Below are 23,965 nucleotides of genomic sequence, written 5' to 3'. Positions count from 1 at the left end.
CGCGGGCTTCATCACCCAGGCGAAGCTTCCCGCAACGCTGGTCAATGTTACCGCGGGGCTGCAGATCTTCTCGACGAAGGGCTACGAGCTGCGCACGGAATACTCGGCCGGTTTCAGCAGGAACTATATTAGCCAGGAGGCCAGCCTTCGCCTCGCTGTACCGTTCTAGATTACGACACGGCGGGATTTGGACTCGATGCTGCCAACGTGAAGGGCCAAGCCTGATATCGGCAGGCCGCTGTGGCGTCGATCCGCGACTGCTTAATCAGCGGGTCCCAGGTTCGAGCCCTGGTGCGCCCACCATCGCGAGAAGGCGTCTTAATAATTTGTGGGAGCGGTCGCCGAGAACAAAGCGGATCTCGCGCGACGTTTTTGTGGTCGGACGCGCCACGGCCAAATTGCCGTGCGGCTTCTCGTTTTGTTTCTGTATCTTCACCCCATTCGATACAGCGCGCAGAACCGCTGGTACACAGGCCGATCACGTGCTCGTCGTAGGACAGGATATTAGGGCGAGAAAAACGGACAATCTGTTCTGTGCGTTGCCGCAGGGTTAGATTACACTGCGCGACGCACCGATCCTGCTTGCGATAAGGCCGATGCCCATCAGCGCGAGCGCGAGACCCCACACGTTCAATCCAAGCCTCCCGTATCCACCAACTCCCTGCGCCGCAAGCAGCGCAAGGCCAGTGCCGGTCATGAGGGCGCCGAGCACGTAGCGCCACGCGGGCGCCGGTGCGCCCGCAGTCGCGCGCGGCCGCTCAAAGCGTCCGAATGCGATAACAAGAGGAATAAGCGCCATCGCATTCGCTGCGAGCCACGGGAACCGCGACCACCACCACTCGGAGCTTCCCGGCTCAAGCCGTAGACCGAAGCCGCCGGTGAGATAGGCTGCGAGGATCACAAGGGTGGTGGCCGTCAGGTGCCAAATAAACAGCGTCATGATGTTGCCATTCATCGCCACGGTTGCCGTCCACGCTATGCGGCCAGCCAGCCAGCGGCGCGCGGGTACCTGCGCGGCAAGCAGCAACCCGCCCTGCATGATTGCGAGCGCTATCAGCGTGACCTTCGGAGGTGTCGTGGTGCTGACCGGATCGCCGGGGACGCCAATCATCGAGACAGGATAAGGCCCGATGTGTACCAGCAAAAGTAGCACGGCAAAGCCCAAAGCGGCGCCGACTAGCAGTGTCCTGAACTCGGAAAATCGCTCGTCGAGCCACGCATAACCGAGCATGGAGATTGCACCCCAGACGAACAGATAGTTCGCGAAGCCAAGCCAGCGCAAACCGACGGCAAAGTACATGACATCGACAGCAACTGCAGCGGCTGTCAAAGCCCAGAACGATCCCATACCAAATCGGGCCCATGCAGCCTCCGTGGCTGGCACGAGCAGAACAATTCCGATGTACACCGCGAGGAACCAGATTGGTATGAACGCAGCCTGCGAGCCATAGCTGATCAGCTCCGCACGCACGCCGCGGGCGTACTCAATTGCAACGATCGCCACCCAAACCGTGAGCAGTGGGAGGATTGGCCACACGAGACGCCGCAACCGGCCTTCAAGCCAGGCTGCATATGATTTGTCGTCCCGTCGCGCGGCACGCCAACTGATGCCGTTCGCGTATCCGCCGACCATGAAGAAGATCGGCATGACCTGCACGACCCATGTGAGCCAAGCGGTCCAAGGAACGACCGTCAGGATATGGGATGTCTTCAACGTGTCGGTTGCGTCGAAATAAGGCGCGGCGGCCAGCCAGTGCCCGACAATCACCACCAGCATCGACATAGCTCGCAGGAAGTCGACGTAGCGGTTTCGGGACGCGGGCGTCCGGTCAGCAAGCTCGGCAGCACGGGACCAAGCCGACATGATCATTCTCCAACCTGCCGTCCAGCCTGTGTGACCAAGTCAACATGAGCAAGTCAACGGATTGGCGCTCGTGAGCATCCTCCGCGACCTTAGCTCGATCGAACCGGGTTGCAAACGCGGACGGTCCGGAGCTCTCTCGACGTTTGCTGCTTGGATGCATAGTCCATCGCGGCTGCGGGACCGTAAGCCTGAAATCGCCGAATAAGCACTACGGTCAAATTGGTGGCATGGACCACTGATTGTGGGCCGATGCCGCCAATTTGAAGTTCCCTGCAGCATTTGCCGCAAGCTCGTTCAGGAACTTCAAATCAGAAAACGGCATTAGAATCATGAATTTGTTGACGCACGTTACTTCCGAGGTTCGTCTCAAAATTGTTGTCGTGTTTTACGAACTTCGGAAGTGAGGCACTGGCCGCACTTGCCGGTAGCCAATGGAAAGCCGACACTTCCAGAGGCCTGACCGGCCGAGGCGCAGTATCTACCGGCCGTCGGGAGGAGTGCCATGGAGCGCATCTGGCTCAAGCACTACCCGCCGGGAGTTTCGGCGGAGATCGACCCGTCGCGATACGCATCGCTCGTTGCGATGCTCGAAGAAAGTTTTGCCAAATATCGCGAGCGCACCGCCTTCATCTGCATGGACAAGGGGCTGACCTACGGTGAAACCGACGAGATGTCACGCGCTTTCGGGGCTTGGCTGCAGGGCAGAGGCCTGGCGAAGGGTGCACGCGTCGCCATCATGATGCCGAACGTGCTGCAGTATCCGGTGGCGATCTGCGCCGTCCTTCGTGCCGGCTTCACCGTGGTGAACATCAACCCCTTGTACACGGCGCATGAGCTCGAGACTCAGCTCAAGGATGCCGGCGCCGAAGCCATCATCGTGCTTGAGAACTTCGCGCATACCCTGCAGCAGGCAATCGACAAGACCAGCATTAAACACGTCGTCGTTGCATCCATGGGCGACCTCCTGGGCTTGATGAAAGGCACGATCGTCAATCTGGTGGTACGGTGGGTGAAGAAGATGGTGCCGGCCTACTCGCTGCCGGGCGCAACGCCGTTCAATGCGGCCCTCGCGGCCGGCAAGAACATGACGTTGACCAAGCCGCAGCTCGGATCCGACGATCTCGCATTCCTGCAATACACCGGCGGGACCACGGGCATCGCCAAAGGCGCGATGCTGTTGCATCGCAACGTAGTCGCCAACATGCTGCAGATCGACGAATGGCTGAAGCCGGTATTGGAGAACGAGCCGAAGGTCGATCGTCTGACCGTCATGGCGGCGCTGCCGCTCTATCACATCTTCGCGTTGACGGCATGTTTCCTGCTCAGCGTCCGTACCGGCGGCCAAAACATTCTCATCCCAAACCCGCGCGATATTCACAGCCTCATTGAGGAGCTTGCCAAGTACAAGGTCAACCATTTTCCGGCGGTGAACACGCTTTACAACGCGCTGCTCAATCATCCGGATTTCGACAAGATCGACTGGAGCATGCTCAAGTGCGCTGTCGGCGGCGGCATGGCGGTGCAGAAATCAGTGGCGGACCGTTGGTTCAGGACCACGGGCTCGCCGCTGTGGGAAGGTTATGGCCTGTCGGAGACGTCGCCGGTCTTGACCTGCAATCCGCCGACCGCACCCGAATGGGACGGCACCATCGGGCTGCCGATGCCGTCAACGGACATCTCGATTCGCGACGACGACAACAACGAGGTGCCGCTTGGGGAGCCGGGCGAGATCTGCGCGCGCGGCCCGCAGGTGATGCCGGGCTACTGGAACCGTCCGGATGAGACGGCCAACGTCTTTACTCCCGACGGCTTCTTCCTCACTGGCGATATCGGCATCATGGACGAGACCGGCCGGACTCGGATCGTCGATCGCAAGAAGGACATGATCACGGTGTCCGGGTTCAAGGTCTATCCGAGCGAGGTCGAGGCGGTGGTGTCGAGCCACCCGGGAGTGCTCGAATGCGGAGTGATCGGCATCCCCGATCCGCGCTCCGGCGATGCGGTGAAGCTGTTCGTCGTCAAGAAGGATCCAAACCTCACCGAAGCGGCCCTGATCGCCTACTGCCGAACGCGGCTCACACCCTACAAGGTGCCGCGGCTGGTGGAGTTCAGGACCGAGCTGCCCAAGACCAATGTCGGCAAGATCTTGCGCCGGCAGTTGCGCGACGAGTCGGCAGGCTTCACTACCGTCGGCTTCCCTGGCTAACCCCCCGTTTGGCAGCGCCAGCTTCGATCCTGCGCCTGCAGGGATTGCAGGCGCGTAGCGCGACGCGCAGCATCGGGCATTCCGCCGACAACAAATGGTTCACCCGGCTTGTGTTTGCTGCCGCCATCGTCGAGGCGGTGGAGAAAATCGACCTCACTTACCCGATGATCGATCCTGAGAAGAGAATGGAGTTGCAAACGATACGCGCGGCCCTGAGCCGCGAGAAATGGGGACAGTCCCATATCGAGCAATCTCGTCGGGCACCTTCGCTCCGCGATCCGCCCTCAGTCTCGGTTCAGATCAGCTTCCCCATCGCTACGGCGGTATCCGCCATGCGGCACGAGAATCCCCACTCGTTATCGTACCATGACATCACGCGTACCAGCGTGCCATCCATGACCTTCGTCTGATCCATGTGGAAGACGGAGCTGTGCGGATCGTGGTTGAAGTCGATGGAAACATTTGGATCGTTGGTATAGCCGAGAATCCCGTTGAGCTGCTGGTCGGCGGCGCGCTTGATCGCGGCGTTCACCTCGTCCTTCGATGTCGCCTTCTTGGCGACGAATTTGAAATCGACCACCGAGACATTCGGCACCGGGACACGAATGGCGACACCGTCGAGCTTGCCGTTCAGTTCCGGTAGCACGAGGCCGACCGCCTTTGCCGCGCCTGTTGACGTCGGGATCATCGACATCGCCGCCGCTCGCGCGCGGTACAAGTCTCTGTGCAATGTATCCAGCGTCGGCTGATCGCCAGTATAGGCATGGATCGTTGTCATGAAGCCCCTTTCGATCCCGATCGCATCGTTGAGCACCTTGGCAACCGGCGCCAGACAGTTGGTCGTGCATGAGGCGGCGGAGACGATCTTGTGCTCCTTCGACAGCCCGTCGTGATTGACGCCGTAAACCACCGTGAGATCGGCGCCGTCGGCCGGCGCCGAGACAAGAACGGCCTTTGCACCTGCTTTGAGATGAGCGGAAGCTTTGCTTTTTGAGTTGAAGACGCCCGTGCATTCGAGCGCAATGTCAACGCCCAGGTCCTTCCATGGCAGGTCCGAGGGATCCTTGATCGCGGTGACTTTGACTTTGCCGTTGCCGACGCTGATGGCGTCGCCTTCGACCTTGACTTGCCCTGGGAAGCGGCCGTGCACGGAATCATATCGTAGAAGGTGCGCGTTGGTCTCCACGGGCCCGAGATCATTGACAGCGACCACCTCGATATCCTTGCGGCCCTCCTCGATGATGGCGCGGAGAATGTTACGGCCGATGCGGCCGAATCCGTTGATGGCGACGCGAACGGTCATTTTCGGCTCCCTTCTTGGCACTACGCTCCGATACTGTTTCCTGTCGGGATAGGGACGATACTAGTTTCGATGATTTCAGACGGTGGGCATTGTCGTGCGGACGGCCCTATGCGACTGCCTGCCTCCTTTTGATCCGGACACTTGGCCCCGGGGCATGATGGAACTCGCCTTAGGCGTGTCTGCTGGCCGTATGAGTTCTGACGCTTCAAGGTCGATTATCAGCGTGGCGCCCGTCTGCGGCTCTACTGTGGGCTATCCGAGATGGCCTGTATAATGGCATTTAATCGGGCTCGCGATTGATGGTTCCTTGCAGCGAACCAAATCAAATGCACGGAAAGCGGAATGGCAGCCTTCGTCTCGATCGCCCCACTCGCTCTGATCGTTCTTCTCATGGCCGTATTGCGGTGGTCGGCGGCCAGCGCGGGACTGGTCGGACTCGTGGCGGCCGCGGCTGGCGCAATCGGATTCTTTGGCTTCGGAACGCGCATCTACGCTGAGCAGGGCATCGCCGGAGTGCTCATCGGAACCGGTGCGGAGGCAGCTTTCTCGGCCGCTGACATCGTGTGGATCATCCTGCCGGCTCTGTCCCTCTATGAGCTGCAGCAGCGCTCAGGCGCGATCGATGCCATCCGCAGGGGATTGATGAGTTTGTCCTCGGACGAGACCCTGCTTGCCCTCGTCATCGCCTGGTTCTTTGCGTCGTTCATGGAAGGAGCGGCGGGGTTCGGCACACCTATCGCCCTCGCTGCGCCTCTTCTGGTCAGTCTCGGCTACACACCCGTCGTGGCGGTCGCTTTGCCGCTCATTGGTCATGTCACAGGCACTTCGTTTGGCGCGCTCGGCACTCCGATCTTGGCGCAGGCCGACGTGTCAGGCATCAGCGGCAGCAGCATCGCCCCGCCGACGGCCTTGCTGCATGCGAGCCTGGCGCCATTGCTGGTGCTTTCGATCGTGTTCATCGCGAGCAAAGCGCGATTCCAGGTGAAATACGCGGCATGGGCCATCGTCGCCGCCATTTGTTTCCTGCTGCCGTACCTGGTCTTGGCCATGTGGGTAGGACCAGAGCTGCCGACGATCGGCGGAGCGCTGGCCGGCGGATTGGCATTTGCTTTTGTCCTCAGACGGATGCATCCGCAGCAAGCTGAAACTCTGGATGCGAGATCGCTTGCCATTGCTGCTCTACCATATGCCGTGCTGGTCGGCTTGATCCTCGTGACGCGTCTCGTTCCGCAGATCCGCGATCCGCTCCGGCAGATTGTGCTCGAATGGGGGTTGCCCGGACCGTTCAGCGGACGCGTCGAGCTCCTCTATCATCCCGGGACCATGCTGCTCGCAGGATTTCTGTTCGGCGGGCTCTTGCAGGGATGCAAGATTGCCGATCTGGCCGGTGCCGTCACTGCTGCTATCCGTCGACTGGTTCCCGTGGCCGCTGCCTTGTTCTCGATGCTCGCGATAGCGCGGCTGATGGTCCATGCGGGCATGATAGAGGCACTGGCGGAAACGGCTACACGGACCGGTCAGGCGTGGCCGCTGCTTGCGCCTTCAGTTGGGGCAATCGGCTCCTTCATCACGGGATCGACAACCGTCTCCAACATCCTCCTGACGGATCTTCAGCAGGCAGCCGCTGCCGGGCTCGGCTTGCCGATGTTGGCACTGATCGCCGCCCAGGGATTCGGAGCTGCCGTCGGCAATTGTGCGGCGCTGCACAACATCATCACGGGCGCTGCCACGGTCGGCCTGCAAGGACGTGAAGGCGATATTCTGAGGAAGACGGGACCAGTTTGTCTTGGATACCTTGCGCTGGGAGGCGTTCTTGCGCTGACGTTCGCGCGATGGTTCCCGTTTTAGAAGTGGCCGCGTTGTTCCATCGGATGGCAGCGGCTGGACTGATTCCTGCCGTCATGTAAGGTTGCATCTGGATTGGACCGCATAAGCTCATCGGAGCTATGAACCCGTGCTCAGACCCGGGAGGCCATCATGAACATTGTCGTGTTCGAAACCGAGGAATGGGAGCGACAAGCCTTCCTGCGCCTTGAGCCAAGCCATCGCGTGCGCTGCGTTGCTGAGCCGCTGGACCAACGGAACGCGGCTGACTTCTCCGAGGCCGAAGTTGCCAGCCCATTCATCAATTCGCGGTTTGACGCAGCAGCCCTCGCACAATTCCCAAAGCTAAAGCTGATAGCGACGCGATCGACGGGATACGATCACATCGATCTCAGCTACTGCGCCGCACACGGCATCATCGTGTCGAACGTGCCTGACTATGGCGATTCCACCGTGGCCGAGCACGTCTTCGCTCTGCTGTTGGCAGTTGCGCGCAATCTCGTGGAGTCGGTGGAGCGGACGCGGCGCGGGCGGTTCACGCAGACCGGGCTACGCGGCTTTGAGCTCCGCGACGGGACAATCGGCGTCATCGGCACCGGCCGGATCGGGATTCGCGTGATCGAAATCGCACGCGGCTTCGGCATGAATGTTCTTGCTTACGACCTCCGACCGGACGAAGCGGCCGCCGTCCGGCTCAAGTTTTCCTACGCGAGCCTCGACAAACTGTTGTCGGATTCGGACGTCGTGACGCTGCACGTGCCCGCAACGTCCGGCACGGCCAGCATGCTCTCGGATCGCGAGCTCGCCCGCATGAAGCCGGATGCAATCCTGATCAATACGGCACGCGGCCATATCGTTGACGTTGAAGCGCTGGTGCGGGCGCTGGCTAACGGCAGGCTCCGCGGCGCCGGCCTCGACGTTCTGCCGCAGGAGCCCCTGATCCGCGAGGAGGCGGCGATCTTCCACCAGGACGCAGTTCGGGACGCCGATGATTTCAAGGCACTGGTTGCGAACCATGTATTGCTGCGCTTTCCCAATGTGGTGGTGACGCCGCACAATGCGTACAACACCGAGTCGGCGCTGCAGCGCATCACCGCGACGACGCTTGCCAATATCGAGGCGTTTGCGCGCGGCACGCCGCAGAACGTCGTGTCCGCGCATTGAAAGTTCGCGGCGCCGCGAGTGCTCGCGTGATCAGGACGCACGGTGAAGCGGCACGCTGGTTCGCTCGCCCGGGTACAGAACGAAATGCCGTTCGTCGACCGCGATGGAGATTGCGTCCGCTCCACTTGGATCGCTCGCCAGCGTCAGCGCATCCTGGGTTATATCCACGCTGAGCGAGTGCTGGCGGTAGCGGAGCCGAAATGCAAGCCGGCGCAGTTCATCCGGTAATGTGGGGTGAAAATGCAGTTCTTCGCCGCGCAGCTCCAGCCCGGTGAAGCAGCGTTGCAACAGGTCGATCGTGCCGGACATGGCGCCGAGATGAATGCCTTCGCGCGTGGTCCCGCCTTGAACGTCGCTAATGTCACTTTGCAGAGCCTCCGTGAAAAGTGACCAGGAGCGTTGCCGGCAGCAGCGCGCCAAGACCCAGGCATGCACGAGGGCGCTCAGGGTGGAGCCGTGCGAGCTGCGCCGCAGATAGTAGTCGATGGTTCTGGGGATCGTGGCAGGATTGAAAGTGTAACCAAGGCGGTTGAAGAGCTCCGCCAGTTCTTCTGCGGAAAACAGATAGAACAACATCAGCGCATCGGCCTGCTTGGAGAGCTTGTAGCGATTGGGCGAGTCGCTCTCCGCCTCGAGGATCAGGTCGAGCCGCATGATATTCGGGTATTTGCGGCGATAGGCGTCCCAGTCGAATTCCTGTAGCAGCTCATAGCCTTCAAACTGGCTGAGAATGCCGTCGTCGTGGAATGGCAGGTACAACTTGCAACTGACATGCTCCCAATGTGCGAGTTCCTCCTGCTCGATCCGCAGGTTCTGGCACAATTCGTGACAGCGTTCCTTTGGCAGCAGCTCAAAGAGGTCGAGCGCGCGGGCAATGCACCAGACGGCCATGACATTGGTGTACGCGTTATTGTCCAGGCCTGCCTCATCCCGATCCGGATAGCCGTCATGGAATTCGTCCGGCCCCATCACGCCGCGGATATCATAGCGGTCGCGTGCTTCGTTCCACTGCGCAAGACTGGCCCAGAAGCGGGCAATCTCGAACATCAGCTCGGCGCCGAAGGAGTAAAGGAACTCGGCATCGCCAGTGGCTTGATGGTACTGCCAGACATTATAGGCGACGGCCGCGCCGATATGGCGCTGCAGATGTGTGTCGTCTTTGATCCAGTTGCCGGAACGCGGGTTGAAGTACATCACGTCGGTTTCTTCGCGCCCATCGCTACCGCTCTGCCATGGGTACATCGCGCCGCGGAAGCCGGCTTGCCGCGCGGCCCAGCGCGCCTCATCGAGGCGCCGGTAGCGGTAGAGCAGCAAGGCACGCGCGAGGATCGGAAAATGCAGGTTCAGCAGCGGGAAGATGAACAGCTCGTCCCAGAAGATGTGGCCACGGTAGCCCTCGCCATGCCAGCCGCGGGCGGGGATGCCAGCATCCAGCTCCATGCTGTGGCTGGAAGCTGTCTGGAGCAGATGGAAGAGATGCAGACGCACGGCCAAATGCGTCTCATCCGCTTCGTCGCTGGCGATATCGAGCAGATCCAGGTCGCAGCGCTCCCACAAATGTCCCCAGACACGCCGATGGGTTTGCAGAAGCGCATCAAAGCTGTCGGCGCGTGCGATGGCCGTGCGCGCTGCGGTTTCCGGATCGGCGATGGCGCGGTCCCTGGAGGTATAGAGCGCGACGATCTTCTCGATCTCGATGCCGGCGCCCGGCACGGCATCAAGGGCGATGTCATAGCCGACACGCGCCGCTTCCTCGATCGGGTGCTTGTGCACGGCGGCATCAAGCCCGCGCGCACGTACGTCCAACCGTGCGGCCTGTGCGATCCGTAGCTGCGACTGCGTCATCTCCACCTGAAGCAGCATGGAGCAAGGTGCGAAGGCGGCGGCTTCGCACACACGCAGATTCCGGCTTTCAAACGCTTTGTATCTCGGCACGCCGGTATTGGCGACGTCGCCGTCCAGCATGGCGCGCACGGTGAGCCGGCCGGACCAATTCTGCGAGGTGACGGTGACATGCTGGCCGGCGAGGTGCTTGCTGTCCATGTGCACGAAGCGGCGCTCAGTGAGGTTGATTTCCCGCCCCAGCGGGTCGCGCACCCGCAAACTTCGCAAGTACAGACCGTGGCGCAGATCGAGCGTTTGCTGATACTCGAGCACTTCGACGCGACGCAGGTCGAACCAGTCTCCGTCGTCGATCCGGAAGGTCAGTGGCAGCCAGTTGGGGAGGTTGACCAGGTCCTCGTTCTCGATCGGGCGACCATCGATCATGGTGGTGAGCCGGTTGTAGCCGCCGGCGAGATACGTGCCGGGATAATACAGATCATCAGCGCGCGCTTCGGCGGCGGCTCCGCGGGTCACGAAGTATCCGTTGCCAACGGCGAACAGGGTTTCGCGACGCCCTTCCAGGGCGGGATCGAACCCCTCATGGACAAACAGCCAAGGGTCCGGCCGAGCGCGGGCCGCGGGATGGCGGGTCTCGGTTCCTTGTTGCGCGATGAACGGGTCAAGCCGATGCACGTCGGGCTTGGCGACAAGCGGGCGCGGCGTCACTCGATCGTCCAATTCCAAATCGATCTGGTTGAGGTCGGCGACGACGATATCGGCACCGGCGTTCTTCAGGTCCGCACCATGGCCGACCCGGTCGATGCCGATGACGAGGCCGAAACCGCCGGCTCGTCCCGCTGCCACGCCGGCGATCGCGTCCTCGATAACGACCGTGCGATCGGGCAAGCTGCCGAGGCGCTGCGCCGCCGCAAGAAAAGTGTCGGGAGCTGGCTTGCCCGGGAGCCCCAGGGTCGCGGCATCGCGTCCGTCGATGCGAGCGTCGAACAGATGATCGAGCCGCGCAGTTTGCAGAATCTCCTGGCAATTGCGGCTCGCCGAAACCACCGCCGTCTTCAGGCCGAGCGCGCGCAGACGCCGAATCAGGGCCACCGTGGAAGGATAGACGTCGACCCCTTTGCCGCGCATCCTGTCCAGGAACAGTCCGTCCTTTCGCACGGCGAGGCCCTGGATGGTTTCGACCTCGGGACCATCGCGCTCATCGCCTTCCGCGAGGCCCACGCCGCGCGCGGCCAGGAAGGCACGAATGGCCTCTTCGCGCGGACGGCCGTCGATGTACTTGCGGTAGTCCTCAAGCGTGAATGGCGCGAAGGCAACGCCGGTGCGACGGGTGTACCCTTCGAAAAAAACATCGAAGGTTTGCGTCCAAGCCTGGAAATGGATGCGCGCGGTATCTGTCACCACGCCATCGAGATCGAAGGCGACGGCATCAAATTGCGACGGAACAAGACCGGCTTTGCGAGACATGCCTCGGCTCACGGAGTTATTGCGACGTACGCCAGCATTGATTTCCAATTAAACGGAGTGGCTCGGCTCCACATACAAGGCAGCGCCGAGGAGGCCCGCATGAGGACGTAAGATCTGGTCGATCGGTATCCCGTCCAGATACGAGCTGAACTGTCCCTTTGCAGTGAAAGCCTGCTTGAGCGCTTCGACATCCCAGAGTGGCCGCAGTCCGCGGCACAGTCCGCCAGTAATGACGACCCCGCCGCTGGTCAAAAGGGTCAGGGCGAGATTGCCGGCGGTCGCACCGAGGATGGACGAGAAGATCCTTATCGCCTCACAGCAAGTAGGGCACTGGTTCGCTGCGGCGCGGGCCGAAACGTCTCTGGGATCCTGCAGATCGATGATCTGCCCATTCATCTTGGCCAGAGTTGTCGCAATCGCCAATAACCCCTTTCCGGACAGCAACCGTTCGGCTGACACATGCGGATAGTGCCTGTGGAGATGCGACAGGATCTCGACTTGGACACTGTCCGTCGGAGCGAATGTGGCATGCCCGGCCTCACTCGGGAGTCCGACAAGTGTTCCCGCATTATTCAGCAGAAAAGCAACGCCGAGGCCGGTGCCGGGGCCAATGACGAGGGAAGGCTGGCTTGGATCACGTGTTCCCGCTTTTACGGAACGGATCTCATCGGGTTGCAGTGCGGCAACGGACAGCGCCTGGGCGAGAAGATCATTGATCACGATTAACTTGCGCAAGCCGAGCCGCCGCCGCACATCCGCTATCGAGAAATGCCAGGAGCTGTTGCTGAAGGTCACCTCATCGCCCAGGACGGGGCCCGCCACAGCGAGCACCGCCTCTTCCAGCATCGGGACGCCGGACAGATAGTCCTCCACCGCCTCGACAAGGCCGGGATAGTGGGCGACCGGTAGCTTGCGCGCATCCGATGGATGCGAACCAGGCTCTGCAATCGCAAACCTTGCGTTGGTGCCGCCAATGTCTCCGACCAGCCGCATGGCGTTCATCCCCTGAGGATGATAATGTTCAACTTCTATTTCCAGGCGAGAAGGCTTGCAACATGATACAGCAGCCGGAGACAGCCTCAAAGCCTATCGTTACACTGACGCTCAGCCCGACCATTGATCTCGCGTTCCAGTCGAACGAGATCAGACCGATCCGTAAGAATCGTGCGGTACAACAGCGCACGGATGCGGGAGGCGGCGGCATAAATGTCGCGCGTGTGCTGAAGGAACTGGGCGCCGAGGCCTACGCCATTTACCTGGCTGGCGGCGCTACTGGACTCGTCTTGAATGAACTTGTCTCGAAATTGGACGTGCCAGCAAAATGCGTCAATATAGCCGGCAGCACACGCATCAGCTTCACGGTCTTCGAAGAGATTTCGGGGCTCGAATATCGTTTCGTAAGCGAGGGCTGTTCTCTTGTCGAAGCAGAGTGGCAATCGGCCCTATCGCACCTTAAGGAATGTGACGCAGACATCATCGTCGCGAGTGGTAGCTTGCCGCCGGGTGTTCCCATCGATTTTTACGCCCGCGCGGCCGACATCGTGCGGAGCAATGGAGCACGCTTGATCCTTGATACCTCAGGGCCTGCGCTCCAAGCGGCCGTGTCGGCAGGAGGCATTTGTCTCGCCAAGCCCAGTGTTGGGGAGTTCGAGACGTTGACACACAGAAAGTTCGAGTCACCCGAGGAACTTGTCGATGCCGCGACGTCTTTGGTCGCTACCGGATCCGTCGAAAACCTTGCTGTGACCATGGGACGCGATGGCGCATTGCTCGCAACTCGGTCAGGCACGTTGCGACTACGAGGCCCCAAGGTGAAGCCTGTGAGCGCTGTAGGGGCGGGCGATAGTTTTGTAGCGGGCATGACCTTTGCGCTGGCGCGCGGAAAAAGTGCTGAAGATGCATTCACGCTCGGCATGGCCGCGGGTGCCGCTGCTGTCCTGACACAAGGCACCCAATTGTGCCGTCGGGAGGATGTCGAGCGTCTCCATGCCGAAGTGATGGCCGAGCGCCTGTCCATGCAGCCCACCTAGCGCGCTGGCGTCGTAACCTCGACCTCGCAGTCGCTCCGCACCGAGCTTCCCGGATGCCCGGGATGAACACGGATTAATCAGAGACAGCCATGGGCGCAGCGGCAGAGTCGACTTTGACGAGTGGCGTCACATCGCTGGCATACGATGTCTGCCAGCGATGTTGCGAAGTTGCTTGCCACCGACTGCGGGAAAGGGCTCGATCCGGCTGAAGCAGCGAGGCGGCTGCAGGCGTATGCGCCATACAACCCAGCAGTGTACGATCCGGCATAAAAATGCTAGTAGTGAGCAACCAGCGCGGCGCAAAAGGTCAGCGAATAAGCCGCGGGGCGGGTACCATGCTCTTCGCAGGAGATTAACTGCGGCACAAAAAGTCACTAGATGAAGCCGCATGCGAGTCCTGCCTGATCGAGCCGGAACGGAAGGGATCACATGGTCATGCGTCGTCGACGGGCGAAAATAGTTGCTACCGTTGGCCCGGCCAGCGCTTCGCCAGAGATGCTTAAAGCGCTGTTTGTCGCAGGTGTGGACACATTCCGTCTCAACTTCAGCCACGGAACCCAGAAGGATCATGCAAACGTCCATGCTGCGATCCGCGCACTCGAGCAGGAAATGCAGCGCCCGATCGGCGTTCTGATGGACCTGCAGGGGCCCAAAATTCGCGTTGGCACCTTGCGCGACAAGAAGATCACAGTTCGGTCCGGTGAGATCGTTCGCTTTGTCGGCTCCGGATCGGAAGGTGACGCCGGGGCTATACCCTTGCCGCACCCGGAAATCTTTGCAGCCCTTGCCCCCGGCGACGATCTCCTGATCGACGATGGCAGGGTACGCGTTCGCGCGACGAGACTGGGCAATGACACCATCGAGGCCGAGGTGATCGTTGGTGGTGCGATCTCGAACCACAAGGGCGTCAATTTGCCGGGAACGATTCTCGATCTGTCGCCGCTCACCGCAAAGGACCGCGCCGATCTGAAATTCGGCTTGGGCCTTGGCGTGGACTGGGTAGCTCTCTCATTTGTGCAGAAGCCATCGGACGTGATCGAAGCACGGGCGCTGATTGGCGAGCGCGCCGGGCTCATGGCGAAGATCGAGAAGCCCGCGGCACTCGAGCGGATCGATGACATTATCCAGATGTCGGATGCGATCATGGTTGCGCGCGGCGATCTGGGCGTCGAGATTCCGCACGAGGAAGTGCCCGCTCGCCAGAAGGAACTGGTCCGCGCCTGCAGGCTGGCCGTCAAACCGGTGATCGTCGCCACTCAGATGCTCGATTCAATGGTGACAGCCCCGACACCCACGCGTGCCGAGGCTTCAGACGTCGCCACCGCAATCTATGACGGCGCGGATGCCGTGATGTTGTCGGCGGAGTCGGCCACCGGCCAGTACCCGCGAGAGGCCGTCGAAATGATGGACCGCATCATCCGCAGCACAGAGCAGCACAAGATGTATCGCTCGATCATCGAAGCAACCCAGCCCGATGAGGAGCAGACTCCGCCGCACGCGGTGGCCGCGGCGGCGGCCGACTTGGCCTCGGCGATCCGTGCGGCGGTCATCGTCGCCTATACCGCGAGCGGGACAACGGCCGCACGTGTCGCGCGGAAGCGGCCCAGGGTGCCGATCCTGGCGACCACGACGAGTGTGGAAGTGTCCCGTCGCCTCTGTCTCTTCTGGGGTGCACACAGCGTGCTTTCCGACGATGTGAAGGCCTACGAGGAGATGGTCAGCCGCGCGACGGAGCTTGCGAAACGGGAAGGGTTCGCCGGCGCCGGTGATACTTTGGTGGTCGTTGCCGGCATACCGTTAGGCCAGGGCGGGACAACCAACAACTTGCGCGTCGTTTCGGTCTCCTGATCTCCCCGGTGGGGCGGAGATTGCCGAACTGGCGGCCGAGCGCGACGAGAGCCGTACCAGTGATCGCCGGCAACCAAAAACCGACACCCGAACCGGTCGAGCCGGGAACGCGCTGCCTCCCGATTGACTTGATCTGTTGGAACCTTTGCTAATAGGGAGCCGGGAGTATTATCGTCCCGCATGGTCTCCGCGTCGAAAAGGAGGCTCAATGATCAGGTTCGGCCTGCTGGGATGCGGGCGTATCGCCGAGCGCCATTCCGATCTGCTCGGCGGCAATCGCATCGAGGGCGCAACGCTCGCGGCTGTCTGCGACTTGGTGCGTGCTCGCGCGGATGCGCTCGCAGCGAAGTTCGGCGTTGGCGCCCACTACGACATCGATGATTTTCTCGCCCGCAAGGACGTCGATGCGGTCGCGTTGTTGACCCCGAGCGGCATGCGTCGCGAGCATGTCATCGCCTGCGCGAACGCCGGCAAGCACGTCGTGGTGGAAAAGCCGATGGCGCTGCGGCTGCGGGACGCGGATGACATGATCCGCGCCTGCGACGAGGCAGGCGTCAAGCTTTTCGTCGTCAAGCAGAACCGCTTCAATGTTCCCGTGCTCAAGGCACGGGAGGCGCTGGAGGCCGGCCGCTTCGGCAAGCTCGTGCTCGGCACCGTGCGCGTGCGCTGGTGTCGCGATCAGACCTATTACGACCAGGATAGCTGGCGCGGCACCTGGGCCTATGACGGGGGCGTGCTCACCAATCAGGCGAGCCACTATATCGACCTGCTGGAATGGTTCTTCGGCGATGTCATCAGCGTTCATGCCCGCGCGATCACCGCCTTGGTTCGGATCGAGGCCGAGGACACGGCGGTCGCGACGTTGAAGTTCAGGAACGGCGCGCTCGGCGTCATCGAGGCGACCACCGCCACCCGGCCGACCGACATCGAAGGCTCGCTCTCCATTCTCGGAGAAAAGGGGATAGTTGAAATTGCGGGCCTTGCGGTCAACCAGATCCGACATTGGCGTTTCGTCGACGAACTGCCGTCGGACAAGGACGTGATCGAAGAATTTTCGATCGACCCGCCTGACGTCTACGGCTTCGGCCATCAGGCCTATTACCAAAACGTCGTCGATTGCCTGGTGAGCCAGCGCGCGGCGCTGGTCGACGGCCTCGAGGGCCGCAAGAGCCTGGAACTGATCTCGGCGCTCTATGAATCGATTGAGATCGCGCAGGAGGTGGCGATTCCCTTCACGCCGCGTCTGGGCCGGTTGGGCGTCGTATCGTAAACCAGCCGGAGCATCTCGGATCGGCGTACGGGATGCGCAATTTAGCGCCGGCGTGAAGGTGGTGGTTGAGCTCTGCAATCTCTATGGCCGAGAGCTTGGCGACGGCTGACCGCGCGACGGATCCCATCTTCTACCGGATAAGCCCTTGGGTGCGACCGGTAAGTCATTGATCGTTCTCAACCCGGGGCTGCCTCTTAATCAGCGGGTCCCAGGTTCGAGCCCTGGTGCGCCCACATATATATCAAGTCTCCCGTCTGTTCGCTTTTTCAACACGTCGCGACTGCGGGAAGCGAACCCGGATCTTCGGCTGCGCTCCCCACTCCAGCGACCCCTGACGTCCGGGGTTCGAGTCTCTCCAAGCATCGGCTCGTGGGCTCGGACGTGACTGCGCATTGGTTATGGGGCCTGCTTGGATCCGAGCTGTTCGACCATTTTGACGACCCGGTGCGCAAATCGGCTGGTGAGATTCGCGTCGCCCAGCAGCAAATTGAACCAGACCGCGCCAAAGACAAAGTCAACAATCATCTCTGAATCGAGCGTGCTTGGCAGCTCGCCGGATTCGATGGCCCGGTTGATGACTGCCTTCGCAGCATCTCGACGAGGCTCGACAATCTTCTGAAGAACGAGCTTTCGCATGTCGGGGTCGCTTTGCGCTTCGACGACCACGCTCTTCAGAATATTTGCATAGGCCGCGTCCTGAATGCGCTTTGTCGTCTGCAACAGAACGGCAAGCAAGTCATTCACAAGGCCGCGCGCAGGCAGCGGGGCCGGGCGCTCCAGTCCATCCATGTACAAGTCGACGAGCAGTGCGCCCTTCGACGACCATCGTCGATAAATGGACTGCTTTGCTACCGCGGCCCGGGCTGCGACGCCCTCGATCGAGAATGAAGCGTAACCCTCATCCCGAATGAGATCTCTGGCCGCGTCGAGAATGGCGCGGTGGACGTTTTCGTCCCTGGGGCGCCCCGCGCGGGCAACAGCCTTCTTTCCCATCATTCATCCTATTGACATACGCAACGGTTCGTATTGTATTTGGTTCGTTGGCCAGGGGGCCAGTCTCTCTTTTTGAGATTTCGGGGCATGGCAGTTTCCCAAATGATCGATTTGTCGCGGACTGGTGGACTGGAGGGCAGCCGCCTGCTCAAGCCGAATCTGGCTGCACATTATCCCAAAGTCACGCGGGGCGAGGGACCTTATCTATTCGATAGCGAAGGACGACGCTATTTCGATGGATCGAGCGGTGCGATGACCGCGAACCTGGGTCACGGTCTCCGCGAAATCGGCGACGTCATGGCGGAACAGGCCGCTACCATCGCATTTACCTTCAGAAACCAGTTCAGCAATGAGCCGGCCGAGCGCCTGGCTCAGAAGCTTTGCGAGTTGGCTCCTGGGGATATCTGCAGTGCGTTCTTCGTGAACAGCGGCTCAGAAGCCTCGGAATACGCCGTCCGCATGGCCCTCCACTATTGGAAGGAGTGTGGTCGCCCACAGAAGACCAAGGTCCTCGGCCGCATCACCAGCTATCACGGCATGACGATGGGAGCCCTGTCGATCTCAGGCCATTCGGGGCGCCGGCCCGACTACGGTCCGCTGCTGCACCAGTTCGCCAAAGTTCCCCCAGCTTATTGTTATCGATGCCCGTTCGGGCTTCAGCCGGAAGACTGCGCGACGGAATGCGCCGATGCTTGGGAGACGGAGATCCTTGCTCAAGGCCCCGATACGGTCGCGGCTGTCATCGCTGAGCCGATCGTTGGTGCTGCGGGCGGAGTGTTGCCGCCCCCGCCTGGCTACTTCCGTCGGTTGCGAGAAATCTGCGATCGCTATGAGGTTCTGCTCATCGCCGACGAAGTGATCACCGGCGCAGGACGTACCGGCGCATGGTTTGCATCGGAGCAAGAACAGGTTGTTCCTGACATCATCCTGCTCGCAAAGGGGTTGAGCGCGGGATACACGCCCATGGCCGCCATCCTCCTGCGCCAGAGGATCGTGCATGCCATTGCCGAGGGCAGCAGCATCGTTCCCTTCGGCCACACATTCAGCGCCAATCCTCTCAGCGCGGCGGTGTGCCTATCTGTGCTCGACTACATCGAGCGGAACGACCTATTGCGTAACGTGCGCGAGCGCGGCGAGGAGTTGCACGCGGGACTTTTGGCGCTCTCGCAGCGACATCCGTGCATGGTCGACATCCGAGGACGCGGCCTGTTGTGGGGATTCGAGCTCGTGCGCGATCGGGCAACCCGCCGGACCTTCGAGGCGCAACAGAATGCAGCAGGAATGCTGGTGTCGATCTGTCGTGATCATGGGCTTGTCGTATATCCCGCGGGGATCGCGCCGCTCAACAATTCGATCATTGTGGCGCCGCCGCTCATTGCCGCGTCGGACCACATAGCCGAGCTGATCGCAAAGCTGGGGGATAGCCTTTTCGAATTCGAGAAAGTCGTAGCCTAGACGCGGCCTGAACAATCCATTTAGCCCAGGAGGAGATCTTGATGCCCATTGCACAAACGCGTCGCGATGTTCTGTTGTCCGCCGTGGCGCTCGCGGTAGCTCCGATCCTTCCGGCCTGGGGCCAAAGGGCCGGTGTGGTAACCATGGGCGTTATAACTCCAACCACTGGCACTTTCGCGTATGCCGGGGATCTAGTTGCGCGCGGTGCCTCGCTGGCGCTGGAAATGCATGGCGGCAGTGTTCTTGGCAACGCCGTGCGCTTGCTGACGCGAGATGACGAAGGCAAGCCGGCGTCTGGTGTTCGCCGTGTTCAGGAGGCCGCAACCAGCGACGGAATGCGATATTTCATCGGAGCCTATTCCAGCGCTGTCGGACTTGCCGAATCCGAGGTCGCACAGCGCGAAAAGCTGTTGCAATTCGCCGCGGGCGGATCCGAAGACTTCACGGGCAGTCGGTGCGGACGGTATACGTTTCAATGGTCGGCTCATCCTTACACCGCGATACGCGCGACGCTCGACTACGTAAGAAAGACGTTTCCTCAAAAGAAAACGATCTACACTTTAACTGCAGACTACGTCTTCGGGCACGCACTTCTCAAATATACCAAGATCGTGGCGGCCGAGCTCGGCTTTGAGCTGGTTGGCAACGACAACCATCCGTCCGGCGAGCGTCAATATACCCAATACCTCACAAAGGCGGTCGCTGCGAAGCCTGATATTCTGCTGTTGAATACAGCCGGAGCTGATGCCGTCACGGCGGTCCGCCAGTTCGCGAGTTTTGGCGCGGAGAACATCGCCGTCGTTGGTCCTTGGTCGCTCGAAGTCGATCAGCTTGCGGAGCTCGCGCCGGAAATGCGGACGGGCTTGGTCCTTGGTCAAAACTACTATCCCGACATCGACACGCGGGCCAACAGGGAGTTTGTGGGAACCTACACGAAGAAGTTCTCGGCGCTTCCGGGATATTCCTCCGCCTATGCCTATGACGCAGTCCGGGCTCTCCTTATGGCCATGGAGAAGGCGAACAGTACCGAAGTTCCGGACATCATCAAGACTCTAGAGCAAATGTCCTGGGATGGAGTGCTTGGTCGAATGTCGATCGATCCGAAGACCCATCAGCTTATTCGACCGTATTTCGTCGTGCGCTGCAAACAGGCATCCGACATGCGCCATGCAACCGACTTCGCTGACATCGTGGCGAACGGCGACAAGCCTCAGCCTCCCGAACTCAACGAATGTAAGCAGATGCCTGCGCTCTGATTCACCGATATGAGCACGCGACGCGAGAGGGACGGCAGATGCTTTGGCTGATTTCAGCGCAACTCGTCAACGGCATCGCGATCGGGATGATTTACGCCCTGATGTCGTTCGGCCTTTCCATCATCAAAGGCCTGCTGAACATTCCGAACTTCGCTCACGGTGCCTTGTACGCGCTCGGTGCTTACCTCTGCTATTCGGTCGTGTCGCTTGGAATGTCCTTTGCCGTCGGATTGGCGGTCGCATTTCTGGGCGCGGCGCTTGCCGGTTTGGCGCTTGACCGCTTTGCGATACAGCCTGTCAGCGGAAGCGGATATCTTCCCCAATTGATCACGTTGTTCGGCGCCGCGCTTGTGATCGAGCAGGCCCTCCTGATTGGCTGGGGCACGGTTGGCCTCAGCTATTCGCCACCGCCCATATTGCGGGGGGCGATCAATCTCGGCTTTACGATCGTGCCGAAATATATAGCCTTTGCGAGCGTTTTCTCCGCGCTGGTGATCAGTGCCGTTTGGTTGTTGATCGAGCGCACCAAGTTCGGTGCTTATGTCAGGGCAGGAATCGAACGACCCGAGACCACTCAGGCTTTGGGGATCAACGTCGACCTGTTGCTCTCCGCGGGAATGATGCTTGGCGCCGGACTGGCCGGACTGGCGGGTGGCTTGGCATTGCCGCTGGTCGGAGCGACATCGACCATGGGGGGCGATATGTTGGGCATTGCCTTCGTCGTGCTCGTCATCGGTGGTCTCGGATCTCTTTATGGCTCGATTGCCGCGGGGGTGCTGGTCGGAGTGGTCCAGAGTCTCATGACGATTGCGGCGCCTGCCGCGAGCACGGCGATTATTTATGCAGTGATGATCGGCGTCTTGCTTCTTCGACCCCAGGGGCTTTTTGGCGAGCGCTTACGGCAAAGCCGGTCTGGCGAGGTATTGGCGATGAGATCATCGGACCACAACGGAACTGTATTGGCCAAGAGTATCGAAGAACCTATCGAAATCAGCAGTGTTGGCACGACCGCGAGACCGGGACCGCTGACCGCGAACCTGATCCGAAGCATCGGCATTATCGGTGCCGTATCGATCCTGCCCTTGGTGATGCCGATCAACATCGCGACGGAAATCCTGATCTTTGGGATTTTCGCAATGGCAGCGAATCTGCTGATCGGAACGGCTGGCCTCTACTCTTTCGGCCAGGCCGCGTTCTTTGGTACAGGCGGATACGCGGCCGGGTACCTTCTGGCGCATGGTTGGACGTCGTTGCCGCTCGCCCTGGTCGTTGCCTGCGGAAGCGGAGGACTAATCGCGGCAGCGGTCGGCATTCTAAGTATCCGCAGGCTCGGCATCTACTTCATGATGCTCACCTTCGCGTTCAACCAGCTGGTCTACTACATCGTATATTCCTGGCGCTCGGTTACCGGTGGAGAGGATGGCCTGGCGGGCATTCGTCGTCCCGTCCTTGAACTGCCATTTGTCGGGTCGTTCAGTTTCGACGACAATCGAAGTTTCTACGCGCTTGCATCTGTCCTCTTCCTTGCGACGATGATTGTTCTGGTGCGGATGGTGAACAGCCCGTTTGGTCTTGTACTTGCGGCGAGCCGGCAGAACAGTCGTCGCACGGTCTCCCTCGGGTATCCTGTGCCTATGCTCCAGCTCGTCGCCTTCGTGATCGCGGGGGCGATCTCAGGCGTGGCGGGTGCACTGTTTGCCATGTTGTACCGGATCATGCCCATTGATTCCGTACATTGGACCGGATCAGCGTACGTGGTGTTCATGGTCGTCATTGGCGGGCAGAGGAGCATGCTTGGCCCGGTGATCGGCGCCGCCGTGTTCATATGGTTGCAGGGCTTGTTCAGCTTGGTCTGGACTCGATGGCCGCTGCTCCTCGGGGTATTCGTCATAGTCACCATGGCCTCTCTACCGAATGGGCTGGTCGGCTTCGTCTCCAAACTCTCGAGCTGGACGGTCAAGGGGCGTGGACAGCGACAATGCTAGTGCAAGATCAAATCGTATTGGCGGCAGACCGATTGTCGAAGCGCTTCGGCGGAAACACTGTAGTCGATCAGGTGAGCATCGCGTTCGCCAAAGGGCGTCTGCACAGCATTCTTGGGCCAAACGGTGCCGGCAAGACCACGCTATTCAATCTCTTGACCAGGGACCTTACCCCGGACTCAGGTGCAATTCGGCTTGGAGCGACCGACATCACCGACCTGACGCCTGATCGCGTCGCGAGAATGGGGGTCGCCCGCTCCTATCAGATCTCAAGCGTCTATCTGGACATGAGTGCGCGAGAGAATGTCTGGGTTGCCGCGTACCGGGCCCGCGGCGGCAATCCCTTTGTGTTCTGGCGGCAAGTGACGCGGTTCGCCGAAACGCGCGAATGGGCCTTTTCCTATCTGCAGAGGCTTGGGTTGGTCGAGATCGCGGATGTGCCGGTGCGAGAACTTTCATATGGCGATCAACGCCTCCTCGAACTCGCTGTCACCTTGGCCTGCGAGCCCAGGATCATTCTTCTCGACGAGCCAACTGCCGGACTTTCAAGCAAAGAGGCCGAGCGTGTGAAGCGGGTGATCATGGCCCTGAAAGGTGAGTTCAGCATCATCATGATCGAACACAACGTGGGTATCGTCATGGATCTTTCGGACGAGATCACCGTGATGAACCGCGGCGCGGTGGTTGCTCACGGCAGCCCTTTCGAAATTCGCGAGAATAGGGATGTGCAGGAGGCCTACTTTGGTAGCTGAGAAGGCTTTGCTGAAGGTCGATGCCATCGACGCCTACTATGGTCGAAGCCAAGCGTTGTTCGGCGTGAGTTTCGATGTCGGCCGCCGCGAGGTGGTCGCGGTTGTGGGTCGAAACGGTGCCGGAAAGACGACTACGCTGCGAGCGATCATGGGTCTCAACCCGGTCAAAAGCGGTGCCATCTCGTTCGATTCGACGCGAATCGACGGAATGAAGTCGCACCAGATCGCACGATCCGGGATTAGCTATGTGCCTGAAACCCGCGACCCGTTTTCGCTCTTGACGGTCGAGGAGAACATCATGCTCGGGCATCGCCGGGGGTCTCCTTACGACCTGCGCCGCATCGTCGAATGGTTTCCGGACCTCGCTGGCCTGCTGAGGCGTCGCGGCTCGGAACTATCGGGCGGGCAGCAGCAAATGATGGTAATCGGAAGAGGACTTGCACCGGGTCCGCGACTGCTGTTGCTGGACGAGCCATCGCAGGGGCTGGCGCCCGTTGTGGTCAAGAAGGTGGGCGAAACGCTTGCGGCGTTGCGTGGTGAAGACCTGTCGGTCGTCCTTGTTGAGCAGAATATCGGCTTTGCGCTTTCACTCGCTGACCGAGTGGTGGTGATGGAAAACGGCATCGTCGTCGACCGCCTAAGCTCGATCGAAAGCCAGCGTCATCCAGAACGCATCGAGCGATATCTCGGCATTCACTAGCATCAGTGC

The 23,965-nt window shown here is 60.6% G+C and carries 17 protein-coding genes and 1 tRNA gene; 13 read left to right on the top strand and 5 right to left on the bottom strand.

Annotated features, from left to right (window positions below):
* Positions 1-550 precede the first annotated feature (550 nt).
* The gene (locus tag AC5ZGW_RS13800; RefSeq protein WP_165435155.1) at positions 551-1,864 is read right to left on the bottom strand and encodes an acyltransferase family protein; all 1,314 of its coding nucleotides are present in this window, start codon (positions 1,862-1,864) and stop codon (positions 551-553) included.
* 502 nt (positions 1,865-2,366) lie between these two features.
* On the opposite strand from AC5ZGW_RS13800, the gene AC5ZGW_RS13795 reads away from it, so the two are divergent.
* The gene (locus AC5ZGW_RS13795; protein ID WP_130225212.1) at positions 2,367-4,070 is read left to right on the top strand and encodes a long-chain-fatty-acid--CoA ligase; all 1,704 of its coding nucleotides are present in this window, start codon (positions 2,367-2,369) and stop codon (positions 4,068-4,070) included.
* A gap of 295 nt (positions 4,071-4,365) precedes the next feature.
* Here AC5ZGW_RS13795 and gap read toward each other — a convergent pair whose 3' ends face one another.
* Complete coding sequence (gene gap / locus AC5ZGW_RS13790; RefSeq protein ID WP_130225214.1) at positions 4,366-5,373, bottom strand: type I glyceraldehyde-3-phosphate dehydrogenase; 1,008 nt, start codon at positions 5,371-5,373, stop codon at positions 4,366-4,368.
* 342 nt (positions 5,374-5,715) lie between these two features.
* Here gap and AC5ZGW_RS13785 point away from each other — a divergent pair, with 342 nt between their 5' ends.
* Positions 5,716-7,221 carry an L-lactate permease gene (locus AC5ZGW_RS13785; RefSeq protein ID WP_130225215.1) on the top strand — a complete coding sequence of 502 codons (1,506 nt, stop codon included), beginning with the start codon at positions 5,716-5,718 and terminating at the stop codon, positions 7,219-7,221.
* Between the two features lie 129 nt (positions 7,222-7,350).
* Positions 7,351-8,361: a hydroxyacid dehydrogenase gene (locus AC5ZGW_RS13780; RefSeq protein ID WP_130225216.1), complete on the top strand. Its 1,011-nt coding sequence runs from the start codon at positions 7,351-7,353 to the stop codon at positions 8,359-8,361.
* Positions 8,362-8,391: 30 nt separating this feature from the next.
* On the opposite strand, the gene AC5ZGW_RS13775 is transcribed toward AC5ZGW_RS13780, so the two are convergent.
* The gene (locus tag AC5ZGW_RS13775) at positions 8,392-11,670 is read right to left on the bottom strand and encodes an HAD-IA family hydrolase (RefSeq protein WP_130225217.1); all 3,279 of its coding nucleotides are present in this window, start codon (positions 11,668-11,670) and stop codon (positions 8,392-8,394) included.
* 48 nt (positions 11,671-11,718) lie between these two features.
* Entirely contained in the window at positions 11,719-12,663 is a 945-nt protein-coding gene (gene glk, locus AC5ZGW_RS13770; protein ID WP_207230996.1) for a glucokinase, read from the bottom strand.
* 62 nt (positions 12,664-12,725) lie between these two features.
* Between glk and AC5ZGW_RS13765 the strand changes: the two genes are divergently transcribed.
* The 5 genes from AC5ZGW_RS13765 to AC5ZGW_RS13745 all read left to right on the top strand — a co-directional run bounded on the left by AC5ZGW_RS13765 (position 12,726) and on the right by AC5ZGW_RS13745 (position 17,051).
* Positions 12,726-13,700 (top strand): 1-phosphofructokinase family hexose kinase, encoded by a 975-nt coding sequence (locus AC5ZGW_RS13765; protein ID WP_035688711.1) that lies wholly within the window; start codon positions 12,726-12,728, stop codon positions 13,698-13,700.
* A 144-nt stretch (positions 13,701-13,844) separates the two neighbouring features.
* On the top strand, positions 13,845-13,970 hold the full coding sequence (locus AC5ZGW_RS13760) for a cation-transporting P-type ATPase (protein ID WP_130225219.1): 126 nt from the start codon (positions 13,845-13,847) through the stop codon (positions 13,968-13,970).
* Between the two features lie 165 nt (positions 13,971-14,135).
* A complete protein-coding gene (pyk, locus tag AC5ZGW_RS13755; protein WP_496113926.1) occupies positions 14,136-15,548 on the top strand; it encodes a pyruvate kinase in 1,413 nt (470 codons plus the stop codon).
* Positions 15,549-15,756: 208 nt separating this feature from the next.
* Entirely contained in the window at positions 15,757-16,818 is a 1,062-nt protein-coding gene (locus AC5ZGW_RS13750; protein ID WP_130225221.1) for a Gfo/Idh/MocA family protein, read from the top strand.
* Between the two features lie 147 nt (positions 16,819-16,965).
* Positions 16,966-17,051: transfer RNA gene (locus AC5ZGW_RS13745), tRNA-Lys, on the top strand.
* Positions 17,052-17,214: 163 nt separating this feature from the next.
* Here the strand turns inward: AC5ZGW_RS13745 and AC5ZGW_RS13740 are convergent.
* The gene (locus AC5ZGW_RS13740) at positions 17,215-17,811 is read right to left on the bottom strand and encodes a TetR/AcrR family transcriptional regulator (RefSeq protein ID WP_028161501.1); all 597 of its coding nucleotides are present in this window, start codon (positions 17,809-17,811) and stop codon (positions 17,215-17,217) included.
* 102 nt (positions 17,812-17,913) lie between these two features.
* On the opposite strand from AC5ZGW_RS13740, the gene AC5ZGW_RS13735 reads away from it, so the two are divergent.
* The 5 genes from AC5ZGW_RS13735 to AC5ZGW_RS13715 are packed head-to-tail and all read left to right on the top strand — an operon-like array spanning position 17,914 to position 23,956.
* Entirely contained in the window at positions 17,914-19,266 is a 1,353-nt protein-coding gene (locus AC5ZGW_RS13735; RefSeq protein ID WP_130225222.1) for an aminotransferase family protein, read from the top strand.
* 41 nt (positions 19,267-19,307) lie between these two features.
* Positions 19,308-20,522, top strand: coding sequence for an ABC transporter substrate-binding protein (locus tag AC5ZGW_RS13730; protein ID WP_130225223.1), 1,215 nt, complete (start codon positions 19,308-19,310; stop codon positions 20,520-20,522).
* A 38-nt stretch (positions 20,523-20,560) separates the two neighbouring features.
* Positions 20,561-22,507 carry an ABC transporter permease gene (locus AC5ZGW_RS13725; protein WP_130225224.1) on the top strand — a complete coding sequence of 649 codons (1,947 nt, stop codon included), beginning with the start codon at positions 20,561-20,563 and terminating at the stop codon, positions 22,505-22,507.
* Positions 22,501-23,256: an ABC transporter ATP-binding protein gene (locus AC5ZGW_RS13720; protein ID WP_165435156.1), complete on the top strand. Its 756-nt coding sequence runs from the start codon at positions 22,501-22,503 to the stop codon at positions 23,254-23,256. The genes AC5ZGW_RS13725 and AC5ZGW_RS13720 overlap by 7 nt, the downstream gene beginning before the upstream one ends.
* On the top strand, positions 23,246-23,956 hold the full coding sequence (locus AC5ZGW_RS13715) for an ABC transporter ATP-binding protein (RefSeq protein ID WP_165435157.1): 711 nt from the start codon (positions 23,246-23,248) through the stop codon (positions 23,954-23,956). The genes AC5ZGW_RS13720 and AC5ZGW_RS13715 overlap by 11 nt, the downstream gene beginning before the upstream one ends.
* Positions 23,957-23,965 lie beyond the last annotated feature (9 nt).

The sequence above is a fragment of the Bradyrhizobium sp. Crot121 genome, from assembly GCF_059512385.1.
This window is presented reverse-complemented; position numbering and strand designations above follow the sequence as displayed.

Coding starts and splice junctions, on each gene's coding strand:
- glk (WP_207230996.1), bottom strand. CDS start 12,663: ATGCGGCTGGTCGGAGACATTGGCGGCACCAACGCAAGGTTTGCGATT.
- AC5ZGW_RS13730 (WP_130225223.1), top strand. CDS start 19,308: ATGCCCATTGCACAAACGCGTCGCGATGTTCTGTTGTCCGCCGTGGCG.
- AC5ZGW_RS13735 (WP_130225222.1), top strand. CDS start 17,914: ATGATCGATTTGTCGCGGACTGGTGGACTGGAGGGCAGCCGCCTGCTC.
- AC5ZGW_RS13800 (WP_165435155.1), bottom strand. CDS start 1,864: ATGTCGGCTTGGTCCCGTGCTGCCGAGCTTGCTGACCGGACGCCCGCG.
- AC5ZGW_RS13750 (WP_130225221.1), top strand. CDS start 15,757: ATGATCAGGTTCGGCCTGCTGGGATGCGGGCGTATCGCCGAGCGCCAT.
- AC5ZGW_RS13780 (WP_130225216.1), top strand. CDS start 7,351: ATGAACATTGTCGTGTTCGAAACCGAGGAATGGGAGCGACAAGCCTTC.
- AC5ZGW_RS13725 (WP_130225224.1), top strand. CDS start 20,561: ATGCTTTGGCTGATTTCAGCGCAACTCGTCAACGGCATCGCGATCGGG.
- AC5ZGW_RS13775 (WP_130225217.1), bottom strand. CDS start 11,670: ATGTCTCGCAAAGCCGGTCTTGTTCCGTCGCAATTTGATGCCGTCGCC.
- AC5ZGW_RS13720 (WP_165435156.1), top strand. CDS start 22,501: ATGCTAGTGCAAGATCAAATCGTATTGGCGGCAGACCGATTGTCGAAG.
- AC5ZGW_RS13785 (WP_130225215.1), top strand. CDS start 5,716: ATGGCAGCCTTCGTCTCGATCGCCCCACTCGCTCTGATCGTTCTTCTC.
- AC5ZGW_RS13740 (WP_028161501.1), bottom strand. CDS start 17,811: ATGGGAAAGAAGGCTGTTGCCCGCGCGGGGCGCCCCAGGGACGAAAAC.
- AC5ZGW_RS13760 (WP_130225219.1), top strand. CDS start 13,845: ATGTCTGCCAGCGATGTTGCGAAGTTGCTTGCCACCGACTGCGGGAAA.
- AC5ZGW_RS13795 (WP_130225212.1), top strand. CDS start 2,367: ATGGAGCGCATCTGGCTCAAGCACTACCCGCCGGGAGTTTCGGCGGAG.
- pyk (WP_496113926.1), top strand. CDS start 14,136: ATGCGTCGTCGACGGGCGAAAATAGTTGCTACCGTTGGCCCGGCCAGC.
- gap (WP_130225214.1), bottom strand. CDS start 5,373: ATGACCGTTCGCGTCGCCATCAACGGATTCGGCCGCATCGGCCGTAAC.
- AC5ZGW_RS13765 (WP_035688711.1), top strand. CDS start 12,726: ATGATACAGCAGCCGGAGACAGCCTCAAAGCCTATCGTTACACTGACG.